Source organism: Pseudarthrobacter sp. SL88 (genome assembly GCF_026672455.1).
Lineage (GTDB): Bacteria > Actinomycetota > Actinomycetes > Actinomycetales > Micrococcaceae > Arthrobacter.
The window spans coordinates 518,386-541,892 of record NZ_JAPPRD010000001.1 but is presented as its reverse complement, the minus strand read 5'-3'; the positions used below and the strand labels follow the sequence as shown (position 1 = coordinate 541,892).

General features: G+C 66.5%; 25 protein-coding genes. 15 read left to right on the top strand and 10 right to left on the bottom strand.

Annotation, left to right across the window (positions count from 1 at the left end):
* Positions 1–93 precede the first annotated feature (93 nt).
* From OVA06_RS02435 to OVA06_RS02415, 5 genes are all read left to right on the top strand, one after another.
* Entirely contained in the window at positions 94–1,539 is a 1,446-nt protein-coding gene (locus OVA06_RS02435; protein WP_268156040.1) for an NAD-dependent malic enzyme, read from the top strand.
* A 50-nt stretch (positions 1,540–1,589) separates the two neighbouring features.
* Entirely contained in the window at positions 1,590–3,188 is a 1,599-nt protein-coding gene (gene aceB, locus OVA06_RS02430) for a malate synthase A (RefSeq protein WP_261620288.1), read from the top strand.
* 3 nt (positions 3,189–3,191) lie between these two features.
* Positions 3,192–4,490 (top strand): DUF6986 family protein, encoded by a 1,299-nt coding sequence (locus tag OVA06_RS02425; RefSeq protein WP_268156038.1) that lies wholly within the window; start codon positions 3,192–3,194, stop codon positions 4,488–4,490.
* Positions 4,483–5,295, top strand: a complete 813-nt coding sequence (locus OVA06_RS02420) for a bifunctional allantoicase/(S)-ureidoglycine aminohydrolase (RefSeq protein WP_268156036.1) — start codon at positions 4,483–4,485, stop codon at positions 5,293–5,295. The genes OVA06_RS02425 and OVA06_RS02420 overlap by 8 nt, the downstream gene beginning before the upstream one ends.
* Positions 5,296–5,387: 92 nt before the next feature.
* On the top strand, positions 5,388–6,545 hold the full coding sequence (locus tag OVA06_RS02415; protein ID WP_268156034.1) for a serine hydrolase domain-containing protein: 1,158 nt from the start codon (positions 5,388–5,390) through the stop codon (positions 6,543–6,545).
* A 19-nt stretch (positions 6,546–6,564) separates the two neighbouring features.
* Here the strand turns inward: OVA06_RS02415 and OVA06_RS02410 are convergent, their stop codons facing one another.
* Positions 6,565–7,746 (bottom strand): zinc-dependent alcohol dehydrogenase, encoded by a 1,182-nt coding sequence (locus OVA06_RS02410; protein WP_268156032.1) that lies wholly within the window; start codon positions 7,744–7,746, stop codon positions 6,565–6,567.
* Between the two features lie 184 nt (positions 7,747–7,930).
* Between OVA06_RS02410 and OVA06_RS02405 the strand changes: the two genes are divergently transcribed.
* Positions 7,931–8,107, top strand: a complete 177-nt coding sequence (locus OVA06_RS02405; protein WP_268156030.1) for a hypothetical protein — start codon at positions 7,931–7,933, stop codon at positions 8,105–8,107.
* Here the strand turns inward: OVA06_RS02405 and OVA06_RS02400 are convergent.
* The 3 genes from OVA06_RS02400 to OVA06_RS02390 form a co-directional block, all read right to left on the bottom strand.
* On the bottom strand, positions 8,104–8,811 hold the full coding sequence (locus tag OVA06_RS02400) for an HAD family hydrolase (protein ID WP_268156028.1): 708 nt from the start codon (positions 8,809–8,811) through the stop codon (positions 8,104–8,106). The two genes, OVA06_RS02405 and OVA06_RS02400, sit on opposite strands and share 4 nt — an antisense overlap.
* Positions 8,811–9,101, bottom strand: coding sequence for a hypothetical protein (locus OVA06_RS02395; protein ID WP_056078112.1), 291 nt, complete (start codon positions 9,099–9,101; stop codon positions 8,811–8,813). The genes OVA06_RS02400 and OVA06_RS02395 overlap by 1 nt, the downstream gene beginning before the upstream one ends.
* 118 nt (positions 9,102–9,219) lie before the next feature.
* Entirely contained in the window at positions 9,220–11,028 is a 1,809-nt protein-coding gene (locus OVA06_RS02390) for a glycoside hydrolase family 15 protein (RefSeq protein ID WP_268156026.1), read from the bottom strand.
* A gap of 70 nt (positions 11,029–11,098) precedes the next feature.
* On the opposite strand from OVA06_RS02390, the gene OVA06_RS02385 reads away from it, so the two are divergent.
* On the top strand, positions 11,099–11,827 hold the full coding sequence (locus OVA06_RS02385; RefSeq protein WP_268156024.1) for a DUF72 domain-containing protein: 729 nt from the start codon (positions 11,099–11,101) through the stop codon (positions 11,825–11,827).
* Between the two features lie 66 nt (positions 11,828–11,893).
* Positions 11,894–13,012 (top strand): App1 family protein, encoded by a 1,119-nt coding sequence (locus tag OVA06_RS02380; RefSeq protein ID WP_268156022.1) that lies wholly within the window; start codon positions 11,894–11,896, stop codon positions 13,010–13,012.
* A 26-nt stretch (positions 13,013–13,038) separates the two neighbouring features.
* Here OVA06_RS02380 and OVA06_RS02375 read toward each other — a convergent pair whose 3' ends face one another.
* The 3 genes from OVA06_RS02375 to OVA06_RS02365 form a co-directional block, all read right to left on the bottom strand.
* Complete coding sequence (locus tag OVA06_RS02375; protein ID WP_268156020.1) at positions 13,039–14,541, bottom strand: glycoside hydrolase family 1 protein; 1,503 nt, start codon at positions 14,539–14,541, stop codon at positions 13,039–13,041.
* A gap of 109 nt (positions 14,542–14,650) precedes the next feature.
* Complete coding sequence (locus tag OVA06_RS02370; protein WP_056078099.1) at positions 14,651–15,028, bottom strand: hypothetical protein; 378 nt, start codon at positions 15,026–15,028, stop codon at positions 14,651–14,653.
* A 69-nt stretch (positions 15,029–15,097) separates the two neighbouring features.
* A complete protein-coding gene (locus tag OVA06_RS02365; RefSeq protein WP_268156018.1) occupies positions 15,098–15,472 on the bottom strand; it encodes a J domain-containing protein in 375 nt (124 codons plus the stop codon).
* Positions 15,473–15,615: 143 nt separating this feature from the next.
* Here OVA06_RS02365 and OVA06_RS02360 point away from each other — a divergent pair, with 143 nt between their 5' ends.
* Positions 15,616–15,933 carry a MerR family transcriptional regulator gene (locus OVA06_RS02360; protein WP_056078093.1) on the top strand — a complete coding sequence of 106 codons (318 nt, stop codon included), beginning with the start codon at positions 15,616–15,618 and terminating at the stop codon, positions 15,931–15,933.
* A gap of 6 nt (positions 15,934–15,939) precedes the next feature.
* On the opposite strand, the gene OVA06_RS02355 is transcribed toward OVA06_RS02360, so the two are convergent.
* Genes OVA06_RS02355 through OVA06_RS02345 form a run of 3 tightly spaced genes read right to left on the bottom strand, consistent with a single transcriptional unit; the run spans position 15,940 to position 18,281 of the window.
* Positions 15,940–16,752, bottom strand: a complete 813-nt coding sequence (locus tag OVA06_RS02355) for a phosphatase PAP2 family protein (RefSeq protein WP_268156016.1) — start codon at positions 16,750–16,752, stop codon at positions 15,940–15,942.
* A 59-nt stretch (positions 16,753–16,811) separates the two neighbouring features.
* Entirely contained in the window at positions 16,812–17,660 is an 849-nt protein-coding gene (locus OVA06_RS02350) for an NAD-dependent epimerase/dehydratase family protein (RefSeq protein WP_268156014.1), read from the bottom strand.
* A gap of 27 nt (positions 17,661–17,687) precedes the next feature.
* Complete coding sequence (locus OVA06_RS02345; protein ID WP_268156012.1) at positions 17,688–18,281, bottom strand: adenylate kinase; 594 nt, start codon at positions 18,279–18,281, stop codon at positions 17,688–17,690.
* 281 nt (positions 18,282–18,562) lie between these two features.
* Between OVA06_RS02345 and OVA06_RS02340 the strand changes: the two genes are divergently transcribed.
* The 6 genes from OVA06_RS02340 (at position 18,563) to OVA06_RS02315 (ending at position 23,492) form a co-directional block, all read left to right on the top strand.
* Complete coding sequence (locus tag OVA06_RS02340) at positions 18,563–19,306, top strand: GAF and ANTAR domain-containing protein (RefSeq protein ID WP_268156010.1); 744 nt, start codon at positions 18,563–18,565, stop codon at positions 19,304–19,306.
* 45 nt (positions 19,307–19,351) lie between these two features.
* Complete coding sequence (locus tag OVA06_RS02335; protein ID WP_268156008.1) at positions 19,352–19,795, top strand: response regulator transcription factor; 444 nt, start codon at positions 19,352–19,354, stop codon at positions 19,793–19,795.
* A gap of 22 nt (positions 19,796–19,817) precedes the next feature.
* Positions 19,818–20,822: a phosphodiester glycosidase family protein gene (locus OVA06_RS02330; RefSeq protein WP_268156006.1), complete on the top strand. Its 1,005-nt coding sequence runs from the start codon at positions 19,818–19,820 to the stop codon at positions 20,820–20,822.
* Positions 20,823–20,828: 6 nt separating this feature from the next.
* Positions 20,829–21,953: a bifunctional glycosyltransferase family 2/GtrA family protein gene (locus tag OVA06_RS02325; RefSeq protein ID WP_268156004.1), complete on the top strand. Its 1,125-nt coding sequence runs from the start codon at positions 20,829–20,831 to the stop codon at positions 21,951–21,953.
* A 76-nt stretch (positions 21,954–22,029) separates the two neighbouring features.
* Positions 22,030–22,713, top strand: a complete 684-nt coding sequence (locus OVA06_RS02320) for a DUF4956 domain-containing protein (RefSeq protein ID WP_268156002.1) — start codon at positions 22,030–22,032, stop codon at positions 22,711–22,713.
* The gene (locus OVA06_RS02315; RefSeq protein ID WP_268156001.1) at positions 22,710–23,492 is read left to right on the top strand and encodes a polyphosphate polymerase domain-containing protein; all 783 of its coding nucleotides are present in this window, start codon (positions 22,710–22,712) and stop codon (positions 23,490–23,492) included. The genes OVA06_RS02320 and OVA06_RS02315 overlap by 4 nt, the downstream gene beginning before the upstream one ends.
* Positions 23,493–23,507 lie beyond the last annotated feature (15 nt).

The window sequence follows — 23,507 nt, the reverse complement described above, 5'->3', positions numbered from 1 at the left end:
CTTGTAGATAATAATATCCATAATACGAAAACATTCGTAGAAAACAGGCTTACCGGAACAGGCCGATGCACGGCCCCAACAGGAGGACATTCAATGGCGAACCCCAGCCCCGGAAACTCGATCACCCTGCGCGTCGAAGCGCCGTCCAGCTTCAGCGCAACGAGCGAGCTCGCCGCCGCAGTGGGGGCGGCAGGCGCCGCCATCACCGCCCTGGACGTCAGCGAGTCCCACCACGAGACCCTCGTTGTGGACGTCACCTGCAACACCACCGACGACGAACACGCCGCCCGCGTCAAGGACGCCCTGAACGCGCTCGACGGCGTCACGGTCCAGCATGTCTCGGACCGCACCTTCCTGATGCACCTCGGCGGCAAGCTTGAGGTGGTCCCCAAGGTAGCCCTGCGCAACCGCGACGATCTCTCGCGTGCCTACACCCCCGGCGTCGCCCGCGTCTGCCTGGCCATTGCCGAAGACCCCGCCGCGGCCCGCAACCTGACGGTCAAGCGCAACACCATCGCCGTGCTCACCGACGGTTCCGCCGTCCTGGGCCTGGGCAACATCGGCCCAGCCGCCGCGCTCCCCGTCATGGAAGGCAAGGCAGCCCTGTTCAAGCAGTTCGCCAACGTGGACGCCTGGCCGGTCTGCCTGGACACCCAGGACACCGAAGAAATCATCATGATCGCCAAGGCCATGGCCCCGGTGTACGGCGGCATCAACCTTGAGGACATCGCCGCTCCGCGCTGCTTCGAGATCGAGAAGCGCCTCCGCGAGGAACTGGACATTCCGGTGTTCCACGACGACCAGCACGGCACCGCCATCGTCACCCTCGCCGCCCTGGTCAACGCCCTGCGCGTGGTGGGCAAGACCCTCAGTGAGGTCCGCATCGTCGTCTCCGGCGTCGGCGCCGCGGGCTCAGCCATCATCCAGCTCCTCAAGGCCCAGGGCGCGGAGCACATCGTCGCCGCGGGCCGCTCGGGTGCCATCCACTCCGGCGAAACCTACAGCGACGAACACCGCAGCTGGATTGCCGCGAACACCAATGAGGAAGGCTTCTCCGGCACCCTTCACGAGGCCCTCGTCGGCGCGGACGTCCTCATCGGCGTCAGCGCCCCGCACGTCATCGGCGAAGAGCAGGTAGCGTCCATGGCCAAGGACGCGATCGTGTTCGCCATGGCCAACCCCACACCGGAAATCGACCCCGTCATCGCCGCAAAGCACGCGGCAGTCGTGGCCACGGGGCGCAGCGACTTCCCCAACCAGATCAACAACGTACTGGCCTTCCCCGGCTTCTTCCGCGGCCTGCTTGACGCGGGAGCCTCGGACATCACCCCCGAAATGCTGGTGGCCGCCGCGGAAGCCATCGCCAACCGGGTAGCTGACGATGAGCTCAATGCCAGCTACATTATCGCCAGCGTCTTCGATCCCCATGTGGCCGCCGATGTTGCCTCAGCCGTTGCCGCCGCAGCGCACGCCGCCAACGTTGCAACCGCCGCAGTCCCGGAACAGGCGGAACCGGAAGCCGCCCTGGCCAACGCCTGATTCACCGCCTGACTTCAGCACAAGTCTTCAGCCTAAGGAAAGGACCAGAAATGGCCATCACTGTCACAGATCCCCTGCCGATCAACCGCGCGGAGGAGATCCTCACCCCCAAGGCGCTGGCGTTCGTGGAGGAACTGCACAACCGGTTCGCCGGCACCCGCAACGGCCTCCTCGCGGCCCGTTCCGCCAAGCGGCAGCGCGTGGCCGACACCGGCAAGCTGGACTTCCTGCCGGAGACGCAGGACGTGCGCGACGGCGACTGGAAGGTCGCTGCCGCCCCAGCGGCACTGCAGGACCGCCGCGTGGAGATGACAGGACCTGCCTCGCCGGCAAAGATGGCCATTAATGCGCTGAACTCGGGCGCCAAGGTGTGGCTGGCGGACCTTGAGGACGCCAGCACACCAACCTGGGGCAACGTCATCGACGCCATCCTGAACCTCCGCGATGCCGCCCAGGGCACGCTCAGCTTCACCTCGGAAGAGGGCAAGGAATACAAGCTCCGCACTGACGCGCCACTCGCCGTCGTGGTGGCCCGCCCGCGCGGCTGGCATATGCAGGAGAAGCACCTCCTCATCAACGGCGAACCCGCCGTAGGCGCACTGGTGGACTTCGGCCTGCACTTCTTCCACGTCGCCAAGCAGCTGGTGCTGAACGGGCAGGGCCCGTACTACTACCTGCCGAAGATGGAAAGCCACCTCGAGGCGCGGCTGTGGAACGACGTGTTCGTGTTCGCCCAGGACTTCCTCGGACTGCACCAGGGCACCATCCGCGCCACGGTGCTGATCGAGACCATCCCGGCCGCGTTCGAGATGGACGAGATCCTTTACGAGCTGCGGGACCACGCCTCGGGCCTGAATGCCGGCCGCTGGGACTACCTGTTCAGCATCATCAAGTATTTCCGCGACGCCGGCGAGGAGTTCGTCCTGCCGGACCGCGCCTCCGTGGCCATGACCGCGCCCTTCATGCGCGCCTACACCGAACTGCTGGTCAAGACCTGCCACCGCCGCGGTGCCTTCGCCATGGGCGGCATGGCCGCCGTCATCCCCAACCGCCGCCACCCGGAGGTCACGGCAGCGGCCTTCGAAAAGGTCCGGGCGGACAAGACCCGTGAAGCCAACGACGGGTTCGACGGCTCCTGGGTTGCGCACCCGGACCTGGTGTCCACCTGCCGCGAGGTGTTCGATTCCGTGCTCGGCGACAAGCCAAACCAGGTGGACCGGCAGCGCCCCGAAGTGTCAGTCACTGCAGCCGAGCTGCTGGACGTCTCCTCCGCCGGGGGCCAGGTCACCGAGGCCGGGCTGCGCCTGAACCTGTACGTTGCCGTGGCCTACACGGCCGTGTGGCTGTCCGGCAACGGCGCAGTGGCCATCCACAACCTCATGGAGGACGCCGCCACCGCGGAGATCTCCCGTTCGCAGGTCTGGCAGCAGATCCGCAACAAGTCCGTCCTCGCCGACACCGGCAACACCGTCACCAAGGACCTGGTGGAGCGGATCCTGGGGGAGGAAACCGAACGGCTCCGCACCGAAGTGGGCGACGAAGCGTTCCGCCGCTACTACCAGCCGGCCAGCGACCTGATCGCCGACATCTGCCTCTCGGACGGCTACACGGACTTCCTCACCACCCCCGCTTACGAACTGGTGGGCTGAGGCATGGCCGCAACACCCAAACCCTCACTGTCGGCGGGAGACCTCGCGTCCATCGACGGGCAACTGGCCGCCACCGACCGGCTGCTCGAGCAGAACTACCCGGGCGACGACGGCTCCCGCCAGCCCGTGCACACGGTGTACGTCCCCGCGGACCGGTTCACGCCGTCGTTCGCTGCCCAGTGGGGCGCCGAGGCCAGGGCCACCGTGGAGGCGCACGGCGGCTACGACACGCTGGGCCGGCTCCTGGGGCAGGAGCCCGGCCTCGCCGAGGCGGTCGCAGCACGCGTCGAAGCCAAGCTCGCCAGCGAACCCATCGAGGACCTGCGCCTGGACTTCGAAGACGGCTTCGGGGACAGGGGCGACGACGCCGAGGACACTGCCGCTGTTGCCGCGGCTGCCGCGGTGGCCCAGGCCGTCGCGGCCGGGTCCGCTCCCCCGTTCATCGGCATCCGCTTTAAGTGCTTCGAAGCGGCCACCCGGGCCCGCGGCCTGCGCACCCTGGACCTGTTCGTCTCCGGACTCGCTGCGGCCGGCGAGCTGCCCGGGGGACTGGTCCTGACCCTGCCCAAGGTCACCACCGTGGACCAGGTCCGGGCCATGGACTACGCAGTCTCCAGGCTGGAGGAAGTCCACTCGCTGCCCGCCGGGCGGCTGCGCTTCGAGGTCCAGGTGGAAACACCCCAGCTGATCCTGGGCCCGGACGGCACCTCGCCGGTGGCGCAGCTGCCGCATGCCGTGCCTGGCCGCATCAGCGGCCTGCACTACGGCACCTACGACTACTCCGCATCGCTGCAGATCTCCGCCGAATACCAGTCCATGGAGCACCCCGTGGCCGACTTCGCGAAGGAAGTCATGCAGCTGGCCGTTGCCGGCACCGGTATCCGGCTCTCCGACGGGTCCACCAACATCATTCCGGTGGGCGACAACGTGGAGAACGCCTGGCGGCTGCACGGACGGCTGGTCCGCCGGTCCCTGGAACGCGGCTACTACCAGGGCTGGGACCTGCACCCGGCCCAGCTGCCCAGCCGGTTCGCCGCCACCTATGCCTTCTACCGCGAAGGCCTCCCGGCTGCAGCAGCCCGGCTCCGCAACTACGTCGAACGCACCGAGGGCGGCGTCATGGACGAGCCCGCCACCGCCCGCGCGCTGGCCGCGTTCGTCCTCCGCGGCGTCCAGTGCGGCGCAGTAGGTGCCGAAGAGGTCCAGGCGCTTGCCGGCGTCGGGATTCCCCAGCTCACCGCACTGGCGCACCCGCGGCTCGCCACTTCCACCACCACAGCAAAGGATCTCCTCCATGGGTAAGTACTACTCCCCCACCGGCGGGCTGCCCCCGCAGACGCACCTGACCACCGAACGGGCCATCGTCACCGAGGCCTACACCGTGATCCCCAAGGGCGTCATGACGGACATCGTCACGTCCAACCTGCCGGGCTTCGCGAACACCCGCTCGTGGATTATCGCCCGCCCCATCTCAGGCTTCGCCACCACGTTCTCCCAGCTGATCGTTGAGATCGGCCCCGGCGGCGGAGCGCCCAAGGCCGAGTTCGAAGCCGGCGTCGAAGGCGTCGTCTTCGTGACCCGCGGGCAGGTCAACCTCACCCTCGACGGCGAACTCCACCAGCTCGAGGAAGGCGGCTACGCGTACCTTGCCGCCGGTGCGGAGTGGGGCCTGGAGAACGTTTCGGACGACGTCGTGTCCTTCCACTGGATCCGCAAAGCGTACGAACGGCTGGAAGGCTTCGAAGCCAAGTCCTTCGTCACCAATGAAAAGGACATCCAGCCGACGTCGATGCCGGACACCAACGATGCCTGGAAGACCACCCGGTTCACCGACTCCAGCGACCTGGCCCACGACATGCAGGTGAACATCGTGACGTTCCAGCCCGGCGGCGTCATCCCCTTCCCCGAAACCCACGTGATGGAACACGGCCTGTACGTCCTGGAGGGCAAGGCCATGTACCTGCTCAACAACGACTGGGTGGAGGTGGAGGCGGGCGACTTCATGTGGCTGCGCGCCTTCTGCCCGCAGGCCTGCTACGCCGGCGGCCCCGGCGAATTCCGCTACCTGCTGTACAAGGACATGAACCGCCAGGTGCGCCTCACCTAAGCACCTACCCCCTCCCAACCCAGTAGCAGCACATGTCGTTTTGGGGCCCCGAAACGACATGTGCTGCTACCCAGTTGGGGGAAAATGGGTCCATGGGTGCGCGCCGGGGCGGCGGATGGATACGGGCGGCTGCTGCCCTGTGCACCGCCCTCCTGATCTCAGCTGCCGGCTGCACAGGCGAGCCCCGCCCTCCGGACCCGACGCCGACGGACCCGGACAGGGCTGCCGCTTTCGCCCTCCTGGAGGCCTTCAGCGACCGCATGATCGGCGAGGGTGCACCCGCCGTCCTGATTGACGTCCGGTATGGAGGCAAGGCCTGGACACACGCGGCCGGGGTGCGGAACCTGGAAACGCGCGAACCTGCAGCGGCGTCCGACCCCGTCCGGGTTGGCGGCATCACCGAATCATTCGTGGCGGTTTCCGTGCTGAAGCTGGTGGCGGAAGGAAAGCTCGGCCTCGACGACCCGGTGAGCCGCTACCTGCCGGAGTTCTGGAGCGTCCTGCATCCGCCCGGCCCGGTCAGTGTGCGGCAGCTTCTGACCCACGAGTCGGGGCTGCCCGACTTCACCGATCCACTCCTGGCATCCGGCCCCTGGGAAAAGGTCACGGTCCGGAAGATCAGCCTCGAGCAGCAGCTGGCCCTGGCGGCCACCGTCCCGTGGGAGCCGCGGCTGGCACGGATCTCCAACTATTCGCGGACCAACTATGCGGCGCTGGCCCTGATCGTCGAACGGCTCCGCGGCCAGGACATCGCACAGGTCCTGGCCACGGACATAGCCCGTCCGCTGGGCCTGGGCGCAACCCGGCTGGGCGGGCCGGCCCTTCCGGGCATGGTTCACGGCTACGTCATGGTGGGCGGCGCGCGCCTGGATGCCAGCTTGCCAGAATGGCAGGCGGAGGCTCCCTCTTCCGGAGCAGTTTCTACCCTGCCGGAGGTGAACCGTTTCTACGCCGCGATCCTGAAGGGCGAACTGCTCCCGCCGGACAGCGTTACGGCCATGAAGGGCGGCTACCTGCAGTACTACGGCTTTGCGCTGCGACGCTGGAACAACACCTGCAACAACCGCTTCTACTACGGCCTGCCTGGCGACACCGACGGTTACGGAACCATTGCCATGACCAGCGAGGACGGCAAGACCCAGCTGGCCATGGCGGTGGCCTATCCCCCCGAGCCGCCTACCCTGGGGGTCAACCCGTTGATTTCCGAGCTGGCGGAGGTCTCCCAGGACGCGCTCAACCACCTGTGCTGAGCGGCATTCGTGATGCGGCTCAGGCTCCCGGGTTAAGGACTACCTTGATGCAGCCGTCTTCCTTCTTCTGGAACTTCTCGTAGAGTGCCGGTGCCCCGTCCAGACCCGAGCGGTGGGTGACGAGGTCCATGACGCCCAGCGGATCGGCGTCGTCCTCCACCAGCGGGAGGATGTCATCCGTCCAACGCCGCACGTTGCACTGGCCCATCCGCACCTGGATCTGCTTGTCGAACATGGTCAGCAGCGGCATGGGGCTGGCCTGGCCGCCATAGACTCCGCTGAGCGAGAGCGTTCCCCCGCGCCGGACGGCGTCGATGGCTGTGTGCAGCGCGGCGAGGCGGTCAACACCGGCGGTCTCCATGGCCTTTTGTGCCAGCTTGTCCGGCAGCAGTCCCAGTGCCTGGTGCGCGAATCCGGCCACCGGGGAGCCATGGGCTTCCATGCCGACGGCGTCCACCACCGCGTCAGGGCCCCTACCGGCGGTCTTCTCCCGCAGTTCGTCACCGACGGTTTTGGTGTAATCGAGCGTGTCCACGCCGTGCCGGGCCGCCATGGCGCGGCGTTCCGGGACGGGGTCCACGCCCACCACGTTGAAGCCGCGCTGGACGCCGATGCGGGCGGCGAACTGCCCCACTGGCCCGAGCCCCAACACCGCAAGGGTGCCGCCGGGCTGCACGTCCGCGTACTCCACCGCCTGCCAGGCCGTGGGCAGGATGTCGGAAAGGAACAGGTACCGTTCGTCCGGCAGTTCGGTCCCCACCTTGACGGGTCCGTAATCCGCGTGCGGGACACGGAGGTACTCGGCCTGCCCGCCCGGCACTGAGCCGTACAGTTCGGAGTAGCCAAAGAGGGCTGCTCCCGAGCCTTTTTCCTTTACCTGGGTGGTTTCGCATTGGGACTGCAGCCCTTGCTTGCACATGTAGCAGGAGCCGCAGGAGATGTTGAACGGGATCACCACGCGGTCACCCTTGCGCAGGTTGGTGACGGCGCTTCCCACTTCTTCCACGATGCCCATCGGTTCGTGGCCGATCACGTCGCCCTTGTGCATGTAGGGCCCCAGGACCTCGTACAGGTGCAGGTCGGACCCGCAGATCGCCGTGGAGGTGATGCGCACGATCGCATCGGTAGGCTCCTGGATCACGGGATCGGGTACTTCTTCGACGCTGACTGATCGTTTTCCTTGCCAGGTCAGTGCTTTCACGGTGTTCTCCTTTTCCTCGCAGTCCGGGCCGTGCGCCCTTCATTCGACGCTACCGAATTTTCGGGCAAAAAGTAAGCATGCTGATGATCTTCAGGCATTTGGCACTCTTACGCCAGGCGGCCCGGGCTCTCGCTGGGGGCACGATCGGCCCGGCGAATGGACTGAAGCCAGCCTGGAGGACCTGGTGGCCAGCTACCGGGCCCGGATTGTTGACATGGGAGCCAGCCTGGCCGACGTCGTCACGGACGTCGAACGGAACGATGACGGCTCCGTGAAGGTGGCCGTTTCCTGGGTCAAACCCTCCGACAACGGCACCGAGAAGGACGTGGCAGGCGGCTCTTCCATGAAAACCCCGGGCTAGCTGCCGCGGTTCAGCAGCTTCCCGATGGCGCTGCCGGCCAGGTTCCGCAACAGGTCGGCAGGTCCCTCGTAGACGTCCACCGCGCCGGCGTCCCGGAGCACGTCGGCGCTGATTCCCCCGCAGGTGACCCCCACAGCCGGGATGCCGAGCGCGGCCGCGGCCTTCATGTCCCAGACTGCGTCTCCGACGAAGACAGCATCGGCCGGCTCTACGTCGATCGCTTCCAGGGCAGCAGCCAGGATGTCCGGGGCAGGCTTGCTCTCCTCGGCATCCTTGGAGCTGGTGGCGGCATCGATGAACGCGTCAGCGTCAAGGATTCCCTTCATGATCTGCAGGTCCTGCTCCCGGGCCGACGAGGCCAGGGCGACGGCGAGGCCACCGGCATGGCACCGGGCCAGCAGGTCCTTCGAACCATCAAACGCGCGCAGGGAAGGCCAGCGGGCGGCGTACAGTGCGCCGTGGCTGGCCATGATGTCCTCATCGGCGCTGCGGTCCCGGCCCTCGGGCAGCAGGCTGTCCACCAGCCGGTCCCCGCCCATGCCCACGAGGTAGTGGATGGATGCCATCGGAACGTCATAGCCGTACTGGCGGAAGGCACCCCACCAGGAAACGGTGTGTAGGTACGACGAATCGATCAGCGTCCCGTCAACGTCAAAGAGAACCCCCCGGCGGCGTCCACCGGGGGGTGCGTCCTGCCGGCCCATCAGCCCACCGCGGCCCGCCTGGCCTCCGGGGCCTTCTTGTGCCGGGCAGCTTCTTCCTTGGGCGTTGCCACGGGCCGGACCCGTTCCCTGATCACCGTTCCGGCACCGTCCAGGCTTTTATCCCGAATAAGGCCTGTGCCTGCAATTTCACGGGCCATGGCCACTCCGGCCACGGCCGCCCGCTTCGTGGGAAAGGTCACCGAGATTGCCATCAGGTGGCCCGCCCCGTCCATCATCCTGACCCTGTAGCCACCATCAGGGGCATCAACGAGTTCAAAATACCCGGCCATGCGAATCACTCCTCCTCCGTCAGTCACGGCATTGTGCTTGTGGAGCACTCCATGAGGTGTTAGTAAGTCTACTTATCTATTCTGCGAAGGGAAAGTTCAGCCCTGTGCCGGCCCCGCCTCAGCGCCGCCCCGCCGATTCCGGCGGGATAGGGGTGTCACTCCGGCGAACGGTATCCTGATGCAGCTCCAAAGCGCTAGTCACAAGGGCAAAGTGGCTGAACGCCTGCGGGGTGTTGCCCAGTTGCCGGCCCGCGCGGACTGCCCACTCCTCGCTCAGGAGCCCCACGTCATTGCGCAGCTCCAGGAGGCGCTCGAACAGTTCGCGTGACTCCTCATGCCGTCCCGCGCCGAGCAGCGCCTCCACCAGCCAGAACGAGCAGGCGAGGAAGACGCCCTCGCTCCCCGGCAGGCCGTCGTCGCTCTTCTCCGGACGGTAGCGAAGCACGAACCCGTCCTCGGTCAGCTCGCGCTGGATCGCCTCGATGGTCCCGATGACGCGGGGATCATCCGGCGGCAGGAAGCCCACCCGCGGAATCAGCAGCAGGCTGGCATCAAGCTCTGGGCTGCCGTAGGACTGCACGAAAGTGTTGCGTCCGGCGTCGAACCCGTTGGCCATCACATCCCGGTGGATGGTGTCCCGCAGCGCCTCCCACCTCTCCACCGGCCCCGGCAGCCCGGACTCCCTGACGCCCTTGACCATCCGGTCGGCGGCAACCCACGCCATGACCTTCGAATGGGTGAAGTGCCTGCGGGGGCCGCGCATTTCCCACAACCCGTTGTCCGGCTGGTCCCAGATGGTTTCCAGGTGGGTCATCAGGGCGCACTGCAGGTCCCACGAATCGTCCGGATGCTTCAGCAGTGAATTACGGGTCAGCGCCAGGCAGTCCAGCACCTCGCCCCACACGTCCAGCTGGAGCTGCTCGGCCGCCGCGTTGCCGATCCGCACGGGCGCCGAATTCTCATATCCCCTGAGCCAGGGCAGCTCCAGCTCGGGCAGGCGCCGCTCGCCGTGTATGCCGTACATGATCTGCAGGTCGGCCGGGTCCCCGGCCACCGCCCGCAGCAGCCATTCCCGCCAGGCGGCCGCCTCGGCGGTGTAGCCGGCGGCCAGGAGCGCCTGCAGCGTCATGGTGGCGTCCCGCAGCCAGCAGTACCGGTAGTCCCAGTTGCGGGGACCACCGGGCTGTTCGGGCAGGGAGGTGGTCACGGCGGCCACGATGCCGCCGGTTGGTGCGTAGGTAAGCGCCTTGAGGGTCACCAGCGAGCGCACCACGGCGTCCTGGTATTCGCCCTGCACCGTGCACTGGGTGGTCCAGCCGCGCCAGAAGGCGAAGGTGGTGTCCAGGACCTTCTCCGCGTCCACCGAGTGCGGCCGGCCCACATGGCTGGGAGCCCACGTGAGGACGAACGGGATACGTTCCCCGGCGCTGACGGTGAAGTCGCCCACGGTGTGCATGTTCTCGCCGTGTACCTCCGCCGGCGTCACGAAGTAGGCAGCGTCCGGCCCCGCGATGGCGTGGAGGCCGTGCTTGTCCTTGCGTACCCATGGAACGATGTGGCCGTAGTCGAAGCGCAGGACCAGCTCGCAGTGCATCTTCACGGTGCCGCTGACGCCCTCGACGATCCGCACGATGTCCGCCACAGAATCACGCGGCGGCATGAAATCGATGACGCGCACCGTCCCGTCGGGGGTGTCCCATTCGGTTTCCAGGATCAGGCTGCCGTCCCGGTATCCCCGCCGGGTGCACGGTCCGCCGCTTTCGGGCGCCAGCAGCCAGCGGCCGGCGTCGGGCGTGTCCAGCAACGCGGTGAAGCAGGCCGGGGAGTCGAACCTGGGAAGGCACAACCAGTCGATGGAACCTTCTTTGCTGATCAGCGCCCCGGTCTGAAGGTCGCCTACCACCGCATAATCTTCGATTCGCGCCATGACCTTACCCTGCCACAAACGCGCTCCCTGTTCCGGGCACATTTGCGAAGTGCCGGTGTAGCCTGCAGTGGTGGCAGTCCATATCGGCACCTCCGGCTGGAGCTATGACCATTGGGAGAACGTCCTGTACCCGCCAGGCCTGCCGGCGAAGGACCGGCTGGGACACTATGTCGCGCAGTTCAGCACCGTGGAGCTGAACGCCAGCTTCTACCGCTGGCCCCGGGACACCACGTTTGCCGGCTGGAACCGCAGGCTGCCCCCGGGCTTCAGCATGTCCGTCAAGGCTCCGCGTGGCCTCACACACGCGCGGAAGCTGTACCAGCCCGAAGTCTGGGTGGACCGGATTGCCCGTTGCTGGCACGAACTCGGGGACAAACGGGCGGTGCTCCTGGTGCAGCTGCCGCCTCAACTGGAACGGGACGATGCCCGGCTGGACTACTTCCTGGCCGCGTTGCCGGAATGGATCCGGGTCACCGTGGAATTCCGCCATCCCACCTGGGACTGCCCGGAAGTCCTGGCGATCCTCGAGCGGCACGGCGCCGCCTACTGCATCATGAGCGGAGCCAATCTGCCGTGCCTGCTCCAGACCACGGCCCCGTTCACCTATGTCCGGCTACACGGGCCTGACCACCAGCACCTCTACGCCGGCTCCTATTCGGACGATGACCTGCACTGGTGGGCGGACAGGATCAGCGGCTGGGCAGCGGAGGGGTTGGACGTGTACGCCTATTTCAATAACGACGGCGGCGGGCACGCGGTGCGCAACGCCCGGACCCTGCGCGCCATCCTGGGCGCCTGACGTCATACTGTGCTGCCGTCTCCCGCACGCCGCCACACGGGCCGCCGCCTGTGGCAGAGTGGAACCATGGACCCGGCGCCGCAGAACCCGACCCAGCCCGCAACCCAGCCCGCTTCCGGGCGGCCGGGAAAGATTCCGGAGCGCCGGCCCGAGCTTAGCGGGAACCAGGCCTTCCGCTTGGCCCACCGCATCTCCGACGGGTTCAACAGCTTCCGGATCCGGCTCGCCAGGCGTTGGGACTTCGTGCCCCGGACCATTGCCTACCAGGGCTACGGATCCACCAGCCGTGTCCGGGTCCTGGGCCGCGTGCTGATGACGCAGAAGCCGCTTCCCGGCAGCAAGGCCGAGCAGGAGGCCAAGAACGCTACCCAGAACGTCCGCGGCTGGCGCGCCTTTACCGGCGTGCCGCTGCAGTTCGCCGACGTCGAAATCACCATCGGTGATGTTGTCACCCGCGTACAGGCTGACCGCGGTGGCCTGGTGGACACCGAGGTGGACGTCCAGCTGTCGCCGGGCTGGCACACGGCGACACTGCAGGCCGAGGGTACCGAGCCGGCAGAAGCACTGATCCACGTCATCGCCCCTGACGTGAAGTTCGGCATCGTGTCCGATATTGATGACACCGTGATGGTGACGGCACTGCCCCGCCCGTTCCTGGCCCTGTGGAACACGTTCGTCCTCAGTGAGCGGGCCCGCATGGCAACGCCGGGGATGGCCGTACTGCTGGACCGGCTGACCATCGAACACCCCGATGCCCCCGTCATTTACCTCTCCACCGGGCCGTGGAACGCTGCGCCTACCCTGGCGAGGTTCCTGGGCCGCAACATGTACCCGTCGGGGCCGCTGCTGCTGACGGACTGGGGCCTGACGCAGGACCGCTGGTTCCGCAGCGGCCAGGACCACAAACACCGCAACCTGGAAAGGCTCAGCAAGGAGTTCCCGGACATGCGCTGGCTCCTCATCGGGGACAACGGCCAGCACGACGAAGCCATCTACTCCGGCTTCGCATCGGAGAACCCGGACAAAGTGGCGGCCATCGCCATCCGCCAGCTGTCCGTCAGCGAATCGGTTTTTGCCGGCGGCCACTCCGAGGACGGGGACCATACCGCGTCCAAGGTGCCGTGGATCTACTCCCCCGACGGAGCCGGCATGGCCAAGCAGCTGGGCATGCTGGACCTGCTCTAGGATCCCGCTCCACCTGAAACGTGACCCTAGGCGGCGTCCTCCGGGATGACGGCCTGGGCGATTGCCGCACTTGCAGCCTGGAATAGGTCACGCTCTTCAATGAGTTCCTGCAGCCAGAAGTAGGACGCCTTGGGTGTGCGCTCAAGGGTCTCGAAGTCCACATGCAACAGCCCGAACGGCTGCTTGAAGCCCGCGGACCACTCGAAATTGTCCAGCAGTGACCAGACGTAGTAGCCGCGCAGGTCCACGGACTCCGCTTCGCCGCCGGGAGCGGTGGCGCGCAGCGCCGCCTCGAGGTGGTCCGAAAGGTACTTCAGCCGCCGCTCGTCCGGAATGAACCGGGTGTTGGTGGATTTGTCCCGGACGATGATGTCCTCGAAACTGGCACCGCCCTCGGTGAGGATGACGGGCGGGAGGTTGGGATATCGCTCGGCCATTTCCTTCAGCGCCACCCCCATGTACTCGGGCTTCACCGGCCAGCCGTAGGACGTGATGTCCGCTTCGGGCCAGGTTTCCACGTGGAACGGTGTGCCGCCGTTGCCTGCCGCGCTCAGGTCGCTGCCCATGGCTTCGGCCATGCTGGCCGGGACCGCCCCGCCGCCGGGGCCAACGGCCACCTTGGTGGGCATGTAGTAGTTGAGCCCGTAGAAATCCAGTGGCTGGGAGATCAGTTCCATGTCCTCCTCCGGATGTTCGAAGGAGGAGAAGAACTTCGCTGCCCTGATGAGGTCCGGATATTTTCCGGTGAGGACGGGGTCCGCGTACAGCCGGTTCTGGGCGAGGTCCATGAGGCCGGCGCTGATCTTATCCAGCGGATTGATGGAGTTGGGGACCATGGGTGAGTAGACATTGGTCATCCCGATTTCGCCGGGGACCTTGGCGGCACGCAGTGCCTGCACGGCAAGTCCGTGGCCCAGCAGCTGGTGGTGCACAGTGGGGAAGGCACCCAGCATCAGCTCCTTGCCCGGCGAGTGCAAGCCCAGCGTGTAGCCGTTGGTGGTGACGGTGGCCGGTTCGTTGATGGTTACCCACCGCGCAACCCGGTCGCCGAACTTCTCCGCGAGGATTGCGGCATACTCCCCCAGCCGGTACGCGGTGTCACGGTTCATCCAGCCGCCTGCCTCGTCCAGCGCCAGCGGCGTGTCCCAGTGGTAGATGGTGGCCATCGGGGAGATTCCGTTGGCCAGCAACTCGTCGAGGAGACGGTCGTAGAACGCGAGGCCTGCGCTGTTGGCGGGTCCGCTGCCGGTGGGCTGGATCCTCGGCCAGGCAAAGGAGAACCGGTAGGAGTCCACCCCCAGCTGCTTCATGAGGGCAACGTCCTGCGGCATCCGGTGGTAGTGGTCCGTGGCCACCGCAGGGCTGTGGCTGTCCACGATCGCACCGGGCTTGGCGGCGAAAACATCCCAGCCTGCGGGACCGCGGCCGTCCTCGTCCAGGGCCCCCTCAATCTGGATGGCCGCGGTGGCGACGCCGAGCGTGAACCCCGGGGGAATGATTGCTGCGAGGTCCTTGGCGGAGATGTGCATCTGGCGGCCTTCGTGGTGATCGGCGGATAAGTACGTCTCAGGATGGCACAGCGGAGGCCCCCTGACGAGTAACTGCTGCGGTGCCCGTCAGCGAGCCTGCTGCGGACGGCTATTGGGAGCCGAAGAGGAACTCCTTGGCGTGGGCCACAGCCTTCCGGAACGCATCATTGCGCAGGGTGACCAGGTGCTCCGGTTCGCCGTCGGCAGGTTCAAGGTAGGCCGTGTAACCCGGCCTGAGGACCCAGATGTCACCCGCAGGCGGAAGGTAGAAAACGCCGAAGGACCGCTGTTGCCGTTCATCCACGGTCCACACCGGCACCACGGCAAGGGCTGCGCCGGTTGACGGGTTGATCCACTGCGCCCGCGGCACCGGCTCCTCATGGGCTTCAGGATCCAGGAAGGGTGCCGTTCCTTTGCCCCACCGCTGTTCAAAGCGCTCATGGAACGCCGGGATCAGGTGTGAATCGTAACGCCGCCACTCGCTCATGCGGCTCTCTCCTTCCTCGTTGTGTGTGATGTTGCCAATGCGTCAGATACCTCCCCCGCTCGCCCGGAGTCAGGCCCAGGGCCCGCTTTCCCAGCGCACGGGGGTGACCCGGATGATGTCTCCGGAGGCTCCGCCGTTGCCGGGTACCTTCCGGACAGCAACGGGCCTGCCTGGCGTCAGGGGCTGGCCCGTCGATGCAGTCCTGTCTGTCGATAAAGTCCGCTGCCGGTCATAGGCCGCCCGCCGGGCCGGGTCGCGCAGCACCCCGTACGCGTCCATGATCCGCAGCAGCTCGTCCCCTGGCGTGCCCTGGACGGAATCCGCCGGCCCGACGTCGGGATGGTGGGCGCGCATGAGGCCGCGGTAGGCCCGCGCAATGTCCAGACGGCCGGCGTCGGGCGGCACGTTCAGGATGGCGTAGTAGTCGGGAGGACGTGCCATCATCGCCCACTCCTTGCAGCTTGGTGGTGCGGGACAGGGGTTTCGAGTCTTCTTCCTACTGTGCATCTTCTATGGTGGCGGATATAGATTTTTTATAGCACCCGTGAAAAACTGAAGCAAGACCGCACCGAGTACTTGGAGGATGCATGGCAGAACCGCAGGTCCCGCCTCCCGCGCGGCCCGGATCCACTGCGGTTTACGCCATATCGGTAGCTGCCCGGCTGACCGGCACGGGCCAGCAGAACATCCGCCTCTACGAAACCAGGGGCCTGCTGACGCCGGCCCGGACCTCCGGCGGTACGCGGCAGTACAGCGAGGATGACATCGCGGTGCTGCTGCGTATAGGTGAGCTGCTGGAACAGGGCCTCAATCTCGCCGGAGTGGCCATGGTGCTGGAACTCGAAGCTGCGAACCTGAAACTGCACAGCGCCCTGAAGCGCGCCCGGCAGCGGCCGTCCGGCTGACCAGCCTCAGTCGCGAGGGGTTTCCGCCTTGGACAGCTCCCCGGTGACCCGCTCGCCCGGAACCCTAGCCGTCCGCCAGGTATCCAGGGCGATCACGCCGCCCAGGATCAGCAGCGAGAGCGAAAACGAGGCGAGGGTGTCGGTCAGCCAGTGGTAGCCCAGGTACAGCCTGCTCACCGACGCCAGCACGATGCCGACGCCGGCACCAACGAACCCGAACACGGCGGCCCGGGTGTTCCTGCGGCGCGAAAAGATGAGGAAGGTGCCCACCAGCAGGAAGTCGCACGCGCCCAGGACGTGGCCGGACGGGAAGGAAAAGGTGTGGTCGATTCCGAAGAGCATTGTGTCCTCCGGCGGGCGGGACCGCTGGACAATGCGGAGGATGATCTGCGAGATGATGACGCCGCTGAGCATGGCTGAAGCCAGGAGGATGGGGCGCCAGGCGTGCTTCGCCGCGAATCCCCACACCAGGATGACCACGAGGACGATGATGGGCAGCGCGATGGGGCCGAAGACCACGGCCAGGAAGATCATGACGGCGGTGAGGGCGCCGGAGCGCTCCGTCAGCAGCCAGTCGCGGACCGGGCCGTCTGCCGCGGACAGGCCGTCCGCCTGCACCACGCTGACCAGTGTGGCGATGAAGAGTGCCAGGCCAAGCACAGCCAGGATGAGCGAGGCGCGGTAGAGGCCGCGCCGGTCCGCCGGCTCCAAAAAGCGTTCCTCCACCACGAACTTGTCGTGGAAGGCCCGCCAGCGTCCGGTGTTCCTGCCGGCCGCCGTGCGGGACGTTCCGGAGCCTGCTGTTTCGTGCTGTGCCACCGTGGTGTCCATCCTTGCCGCGTGGGTCAGTGCCCGGTAAGTATTGCCTAGGGTGAAGATTATCCCTCGTGATCCCGCCAACTGTGTTCGGGCTCGAAGCCGAGGAGCCGCCGCGCCTTGTCGATGGAGAGCATGGTTTCGTGCTCGCCGAGTTCCTTGGTCACCTTGACAGCGGGGAAGACCTCCGCGGCGAGGCTGGCGCTGGACCGGCTCATGACGGTGTCCGCGTTGGCGATGATGAACGCTTCGAACCCCGGTTTTCCGTTCTCCAGTGCCTTCGCTACCGCCTGCGCGCCGTCCCGTCCGTCGATGTAGCCCCAGAGGTTCCACTTGCGCAGCATCGCGTCGGCGTCGAAAGAAGGGAACCGCTCATAGTCTTCGATGTCCATGACGTTCGAGAACCGCAGTCCCACGATGCTGAGGTCGGGGTCCCAGCGCGTCATTTCGACGGCCATCTGCTCTTCCAGCTTCTTGACCAGGGAGTACGTGCTTTCGGGCCGGGCCGGGTATTCCTCGTCCACGGGAATGTAGGGCGGGTCGACGTCGAACGGCAGTCCCAGCACCGTCTCGCTGGAGGCGTACACCACCTTTTTGATCCCGGCGCGGCGCGCGGCCTGGAAGACGTTGTAGGTGGAGAGCATGTTGTTCTCGAACGTGGCGGCGTCCGGAAGGATGCCCGGCGCCGGTATGGCACCAAGGTGCACCACGGCGTCGAACCCGTCGTGGCGGTCATCCACCCCCAACAGGGCGTCCAGCACCTGGCCGTAGTTGCGCAGGTCCACCACCAGGAGCGCCGGGCTGCGTGTTCCAGCACGGTCCAGGGTCAGGACCTGGTGGCCGTCGTCCGTGAGGCGGCGGACCACATGCCGGCCAAGTTTTCCGTTTCCGCCGGTGACGGCAATCTTCATGGGGGTTTCCTTTGCTGGTGAGGCCGGTCAGGGGCGGGGATGGAAAGAGGCCAGGAATTTTTCGACGGCGGCGATCGCCAGGGCGGTGATCTCTCCGGGGTCTCCGGTGCCGTCCACGGGTACCAACAGTCCGCGGCCCGCATAGGCCGAGAGTACTTCATGTGTTTCCGTGTGGTAGAGCTCCAGCCTGCGGCGGAAGACCTCCTCGGTGTCATCCGAGCGGCCCTGCTCCTGTGCCCGCCGGTGCATGCGCTGCTCCAGTTCGGCATCCGGGGCCAGCAGTTCGATGACGGCATCCAGCGCCCTGCCCTGGCTGGCCAGCATGGTGTCCAGCTCCGCCACCTGCGGCGCGGTGCGGGGATAGCCGTCCAGCAGGAAACCGGAACGGAGGTCCGGGTCCTGCAGCCGGTCCCTGATGAGTGCATTGGTGAGATGGTCCGGAACGAAACTGCCGCCGTCGAGATATCCCGCGGCCTGGCGGCCAAGTTCCGTTTCCCTGTTCACGTTGCTGCGGAAAATCTCCCCCGTGGAGACGGCCGGAACGTTGAAATGGCGGGCAAGGTGCTCCGCCTGTGTCCCTTTGCCCGAACCCGGCGGACCGATGATGAGCAGTCTGGTCATGTTCGCGTCCCTCCGGCGAAGTGTCCGTTGGCGTCCGGTTGCCACCGCAGCCACGGCGACCGCTTCATTCTGCCGGGAACACCCCGCGTCCGCCAGTGGTGGAGGTGCGGAAACATGACACTTTGGCCTGCGAAGCCATGTATATACTTCTGAATATCGGTTTAGCAGCAGGCCGTTGGAAAGTTCGTCGATCCAGCGACCTGAACCCCTTCCGGCTTTCCGCCGGCCGGCGTGAATGTTGCCTGGCTCGTTTTGACCTGAGCGAATGGCACCAGAGAATCGTGGCCAGCGAGTCAACAGCAAAAACCGATACATCCATCACTGAACACCTGCACGAGCTGGTCCTCAGCAGCTCCGACGTTGAGGACTTCCTCAATGAACTGGCGCGGGTGTCCGCGCGCAACCTTTCCGAACCCGGCGATGAAATCCTGTGCGCCATCACGTTGTTGCGGCAGCGCAAGGCCGCAACCGTGGCCAGCAGCAGCCCGGAAGCCGCGTCACTCGGCCTCCTTGAGCACAAGTACGCTGAGACGCCCAGCCTGACGGCGTCCATGGAGAAGGTGACAGTGCATGTGCCGGACCTGGAAAACGACGGCAGCTGGCCGGAATATGCCGAGGCCGTCCTCGGCCAGGGCATCCGTTCGGTGCTTGCACTGCCGTTCCGGCTGGAGGGCGAAACCAGGGCCGCCCTGCTCCTGTATTCACGGCGCCCGCACCGGTTCGAGGGCCGGGCGCTCAAGTTTGCCGAGGATTTCGTCGGCCAGACCTCACTGGCCCTCCGCCTGGCAGTGCGCTTCGCCCACTACAGCGAGACTGCGGCGAACCTGCGCGCCACCCTCGAATCCCGGACCGTCATCGACATGGCCGTGGGCATCATCATGGCGCAGAACCGGTGCAGCCAGCAGGACGCCTTCGATATCCTCAAGACCGCCTCCAGCACCCGCAATGCCAAACTCCACGAGGTGGCCAGCGCGGTTGTCAACTCCCTGGGCCAGGGGCCGGCGAAGACTCACTACGACGGTTAGGCCCGCCACGCTAGACTGATGCCATCTTTGGCCTGGGGGGCTTCAATGGAACAACAACGTGTCTGCCTTGTGGTGGAGGACAACGACGATATCCGCGGTCTCATCACCGTGGTCCTGACGCGCGCGGGATTCGAGGTGAGGGCGGTGGCGAGCGGTGCCGAGGGCATTGCCGCCGCTGCCGATCCGGCGGTGTCCCTGGTAACGCTGGACCTGGGCCTGCCGGACATGGACGGCCACGTAGTGGCGCGGGCCGTCCGGGCGCTGAGCAAGGCGCCGCTGCTGTTCCTGACGGCCCGCTCCGAGGAGGACGATGTACTGGCCGGGATGGCTTCGGGAGCTGCCGCCTACCTCACCAAGCCCTTCCACCCAAAGGAACTCAAGGACCTGGCCAACCGGCTATGCCCCGCCGTGCCTGCCCCGGCCGCGCAGAGTGACGACGCCCCCCAAATTTCACAGGCCAATCACATCAACGGCAAATCCTTCTGCTAACTTGCCTCCGTAGAAATGGGGCATGACATTCCAGCAGACCACCAAATGTAAACCAGGCCGCGTCAGGCGAGCCGTCATCGCCGGGGCCGTAGCCCTCACGCTGTCCGCCGGCGGCGCCACCGCCTGGGCGCTGGACCGGTTCGTGGTGCAGCATGTGGAGATCTCGGACGTCTCCGCGTACGAAGCCAGCCAGGCCGGGACCGCCCAAAGCGGCACTGCCCAGTCCGGCACCACCACCGCGTCCAGCGACGGATCCGGCACTGCCACCACCGCGGTCACCACGGACACGTCCTACACGTCGGATTCGTCCAACATCAGCATTTCCACGGTGACCACGGGCAGCGGCGACAGCACCGTCACGTATTACGTTGCCGACGTCGTGCTCGATGACGCCACCGCGCTGCAGTCCGCGTTCGCCAACGACAGTTTCGGCGAGAACATCACCGAAAACACCTCCGCCATCGCCGAGGCGAACAACGCCATCTTCGCCATCAACGGCGATTACTACGGGTTCCGGGACACCGGCATCGTGATCCGCAACGGCGTGGTGTTCCGCGATGAAGGGGCCCGCCAGGGCCTCGCCTTCTACCGCGACGGCACGGTCAAGGTCTACGACGAAACCAGCACCACCGCAGAACAGCTGGTGGCGGACGGCGTCTGGAACACCCTCTCCTTCGGCCCATCCCTCCTGGACAACGGTGAGGTGGCTTCCGGAATCGAGGACGTGGAGGTGGACACCAACTTCGGCAACCACTCCATCCAGGGCGAGCAGCCGCGCACCGCCGTCGGCATCATCGATGAGAACCACCTGGTATTCGTGGTGGTGGATGGCCGCAGCCCGGGCTACAGCGCCGGCGTCACCATGACCGGCCTGGCCGAAATCATGCAGGGCCTGGGCGCCACCACCGCGTACAACATCGACGGAGGCGGCTCCTCCACCATGTACTTCAACGGCGGGCTGGTCAACAACCCGCTGGGTGAGAACAAGGAACGCGGCACTTCCGACATCCTCTACATCGCCGGGTAGGCGGCCATGATCATCCTTATCCCGGCCTACGAACCGGACCACCACTTGCCCGCCCTGATCCGCCGGATCCGCACCGCCGAGCCGTGGACCGCCGTCGTGGTGGTTGATGACGGCAGCGGCCCCGCCTACAAGGACGTGTTCGACGACGTCAGGGCACTGGGATGCCACGTCCTCAGCTACGCACGCAACCGGGGGAAAGGGTTCGCCTTGAAGGCCGGCTTCGGCTTCATTGCGGACAACCTGCCGGGCCATGATGTGGTCTGTGCCGACAGCGACGGCCAGCACACGGTGACGGACATCCTCCGCGTGGCCGAAAAGGTCCACGGGAATACCAACGATCCCCGCGGCGCAGCAACCATGGTGCTCGGCAGCAGGAGCTTCACGGGCGATGTGCCTGCCCGCAGCCGCCTCGGCAACACGGCCACCCGGGCGCTGTTCACCCTTGCCACCGGCGAGCGCATTGCGGACACCCAAACCGGGCTCCGCGGTTACCCGCCGGCCATGCTCCCGTGGCTCAGGTCGGTCCGAGGCGACCGGTACGAGTACGAGCTGAACCTGTTGCTGGAAGCGAAGAACGCCGGCTACTCCATCCAGTCCCTGGACATCGCCACGGTGTACCTGGACCACAACTCCGGTTCCCACTTCCGCCCGCTGGCAGACTCCGTGCGCATCTACGCCCCGCTCCTGAAGTTCCTCGGCTCGTCCTTTGCGGCGTTCCTGGTGGACACAACGGTATTCCTGCTGCTCACGGTGCTGGTGGATTCGTTGCTCCTGGCCGTACTGGGGGCCCGGGCGGTGAGTTCCGCGGTGAACTTCCTGGTAAACCGGCACGTGGTGTTCGAGCACGGCAGGCAACGGCCGGCCCGGTCCGCGGGGCTCCGTTATTTCAGCCTGGTGGCGGTGCTCCTCGCCGCCAACGTCGCGCTGATCTGGGCCCTTGAAGCGATCGCCGTACCGGCCCTGGCTGCCAAGGTCCTGGCCGAGCTCATGCTGCTCGCCATCAGCTTCTCAGTGCAGCAGCGCTGGCTTTTCGCCCGGAAGCAAGACCGGCTGCCCGCCGTGGAACCCGCAAGCGGGGCAGCCGGGAATGCTGCCGCCAAACCCACATCCAAAGCTCATATATCCGGCTAGGTTCCGTCACAGCACCTGCACAGTATCGCCGGGCATCGTAAGAAGCAGCCCACCGAAAAACATCCCGGAGAATCCCATGAACCTCATTTTCATCCTCGCCGACCTGGCAGCCATCAGCATCCTCACCTTCGCCCTCTACCTCCGCCGCCACCGCCGGCGCGACCTGGTGGTCTCCTACCTCGGCATGAACGTGGGGGTCCTGGCCGTCGCCACCGCATTGTCCGGTTCCGCGGCCGGCCTGGGACTGGGGCTGGGACTGTTCGGCGTCTTGTCCATCATCAGGCTCCGCTCCACCGAGCTGGCCCAGCACGAGGTGGCCTACTACTTCTCGGCACTGGCCCTGGGCCTGATTGCCGGGCTCGGGATCGAGCCGCTATGGCTGACCGTTTCGCTGATGGCCCTGATCCTGCTGGTGATGTTCGTGGGCGACCACCCCAAGGTCCTGCCGGCGCACCGCCATCAGACCGTCATCCTGGACCGGGCCATTGCCGAGGACGGCGAGCTGTTCGCCCGGCTGGAGGAAGTGCTGCACGGCAAGGTCCACTCCGCCACCATCCAGCAGCTGGACCTGGTCAATGACAAGACCATCGTGGACGTCCGTTACGCCTACTCCCCCGCCGCCTACGCCGCCACTTCAGTCCCGGGAACCCTGACGGGATTTACGACGACGGCGCCGGCCACAGCGGGCACCATCCCCGCCGCTGAGTACATCCCCAGCCCGGAGCAGCTTCCCGGCCACGTCCAGGCAGGCGCGCGATGAACCCCGCGGGCGCCGCCGTCGGGAATCTCCATCTCTTCCCCTCCGTGGGCCTGGATGAACTGAACGCGGAGGCCGCACTCCAGACCCGCGTGGACCGGAAATATGTGCTGGCCGCCGGGACCGCGCGGCACCTGCTGGCCACCTTCGGCTCGGACACGCGGGTCCTGGAAATGGATGGAGCCCGCAGCTTCGCCTACGACTCCGTCTACTTCGACACCGCCGCCCTGGACAGCTACCTGCTGGCAGCCCACGGCCGGCGCCGCCGCTACAAGATCCGCACGCGGACCTATGTGGACAGCGCCATCAGCTTCCTGGAAGTCAAGACCGAAGGCGCACGGGAAGCCACCGTCAAGGAACGCATTCCGTACCTGCCAGAAGATCGTTCGCGGCTGACGGCCGAGGGGCTGGAGTACGTCCGGGACACCCTGGCCGCCGCGGTGGGGTCAATCCCCGCCGGACCTCTGGAACCCGTCCTCGAAACCCGGTACCACCGCACCACCTTCTACCTCCAGGAGTCGGGAAGCCGCGCCACCATCGATACCGGTGTGACATGGCAGCGGCCGGGCCGGGAGCCGTGGGTCCTGGACAACGCCGTCATCCTCGAAACCAAGTCCGGCTCCACCGCCGGGCCACTGGACCGGCATCTGTGGGCGGCCGGCGTCAGGCCGTCCCGGATCTCCAAGTTCGCCACCGGGATGGCCGCCCTCCGGCCCGAACTTCCCGCCAACCGCTGGAACCGCACGCTGTCCCGCAGCCTCCCCCTCCGCCCTGCCGCCTGAAAGGGCACCCTCCAA

Coding starts and splice junctions, on each gene's coding strand:
- OVA06_RS02435 (WP_268156040.1), top strand. CDS start 94: ATGGCGAACCCCAGCCCCGGAAACTCGATCACCCTGCGCGTCGAAGCG.
- aceB (WP_261620288.1), top strand. CDS start 1,590: ATGGCCATCACTGTCACAGATCCCCTGCCGATCAACCGCGCGGAGGAG.
- OVA06_RS02425 (WP_268156038.1), top strand. CDS start 3,192: ATGGCCGCAACACCCAAACCCTCACTGTCGGCGGGAGACCTCGCGTCC.
- OVA06_RS02420 (WP_268156036.1), top strand. CDS start 4,483: ATGGGTAAGTACTACTCCCCCACCGGCGGGCTGCCCCCGCAGACGCAC.
- OVA06_RS02415 (WP_268156034.1), top strand. CDS start 5,388: ATGGGTGCGCGCCGGGGCGGCGGATGGATACGGGCGGCTGCTGCCCTG.
- OVA06_RS02400 (WP_268156028.1), bottom strand. CDS start 8,811: ATGGGCCGGCAGGACGCACCCCCCGGTGGACGCCGCCGGGGGGTTCTC.
- OVA06_RS02395 (WP_056078112.1), bottom strand. CDS start 9,101: ATGGCCGGGTATTTTGAACTCGTTGATGCCCCTGATGGTGGCTACAGG.
- OVA06_RS02390 (WP_268156026.1), bottom strand. CDS start 11,028: ATGGCGCGAATCGAAGATTATGCGGTGGTAGGCGACCTTCAGACCGGG.
- OVA06_RS02380 (WP_268156022.1), top strand. CDS start 11,894: ATGGACCCGGCGCCGCAGAACCCGACCCAGCCCGCAACCCAGCCCGCT.
- OVA06_RS02375 (WP_268156020.1), bottom strand. CDS start 14,541: ATGCACATCTCCGCCAAGGACCTCGCAGCAATCATTCCCCCGGGGTTC.
- OVA06_RS02370 (WP_056078099.1), bottom strand. CDS start 15,028: ATGAGCGAGTGGCGGCGTTACGATTCACACCTGATCCCGGCGTTCCAT.
- OVA06_RS02365 (WP_268156018.1), bottom strand. CDS start 15,472: ATGATGGCACGTCCTCCCGACTACTACGCCATCCTGAACGTGCCGCCC.
- OVA06_RS02360 (WP_056078093.1), top strand. CDS start 15,616: ATGGCAGAACCGCAGGTCCCGCCTCCCGCGCGGCCCGGATCCACTGCG.
- OVA06_RS02350 (WP_268156014.1), bottom strand. CDS start 17,660: ATGAAGATTGCCGTCACCGGCGGAAACGGAAAACTTGGCCGGCATGTG.
- OVA06_RS02345 (WP_268156012.1), bottom strand. CDS start 18,281: ATGACCAGACTGCTCATCATCGGTCCGCCGGGTTCGGGCAAAGGGACA.
- OVA06_RS02335 (WP_268156008.1), top strand. CDS start 19,352: ATGGAACAACAACGTGTCTGCCTTGTGGTGGAGGACAACGACGATATC.
- OVA06_RS02330 (WP_268156006.1), top strand. CDS start 19,818: ATGACATTCCAGCAGACCACCAAATGTAAACCAGGCCGCGTCAGGCGA.
- OVA06_RS02325 (WP_268156004.1), top strand. CDS start 20,829: ATGATCATCCTTATCCCGGCCTACGAACCGGACCACCACTTGCCCGCC.
- OVA06_RS02320 (WP_268156002.1), top strand. CDS start 22,030: ATGAACCTCATTTTCATCCTCGCCGACCTGGCAGCCATCAGCATCCTC.
- OVA06_RS02315 (WP_268156001.1), top strand. CDS start 22,710: ATGAACCCCGCGGGCGCCGCCGTCGGGAATCTCCATCTCTTCCCCTCC.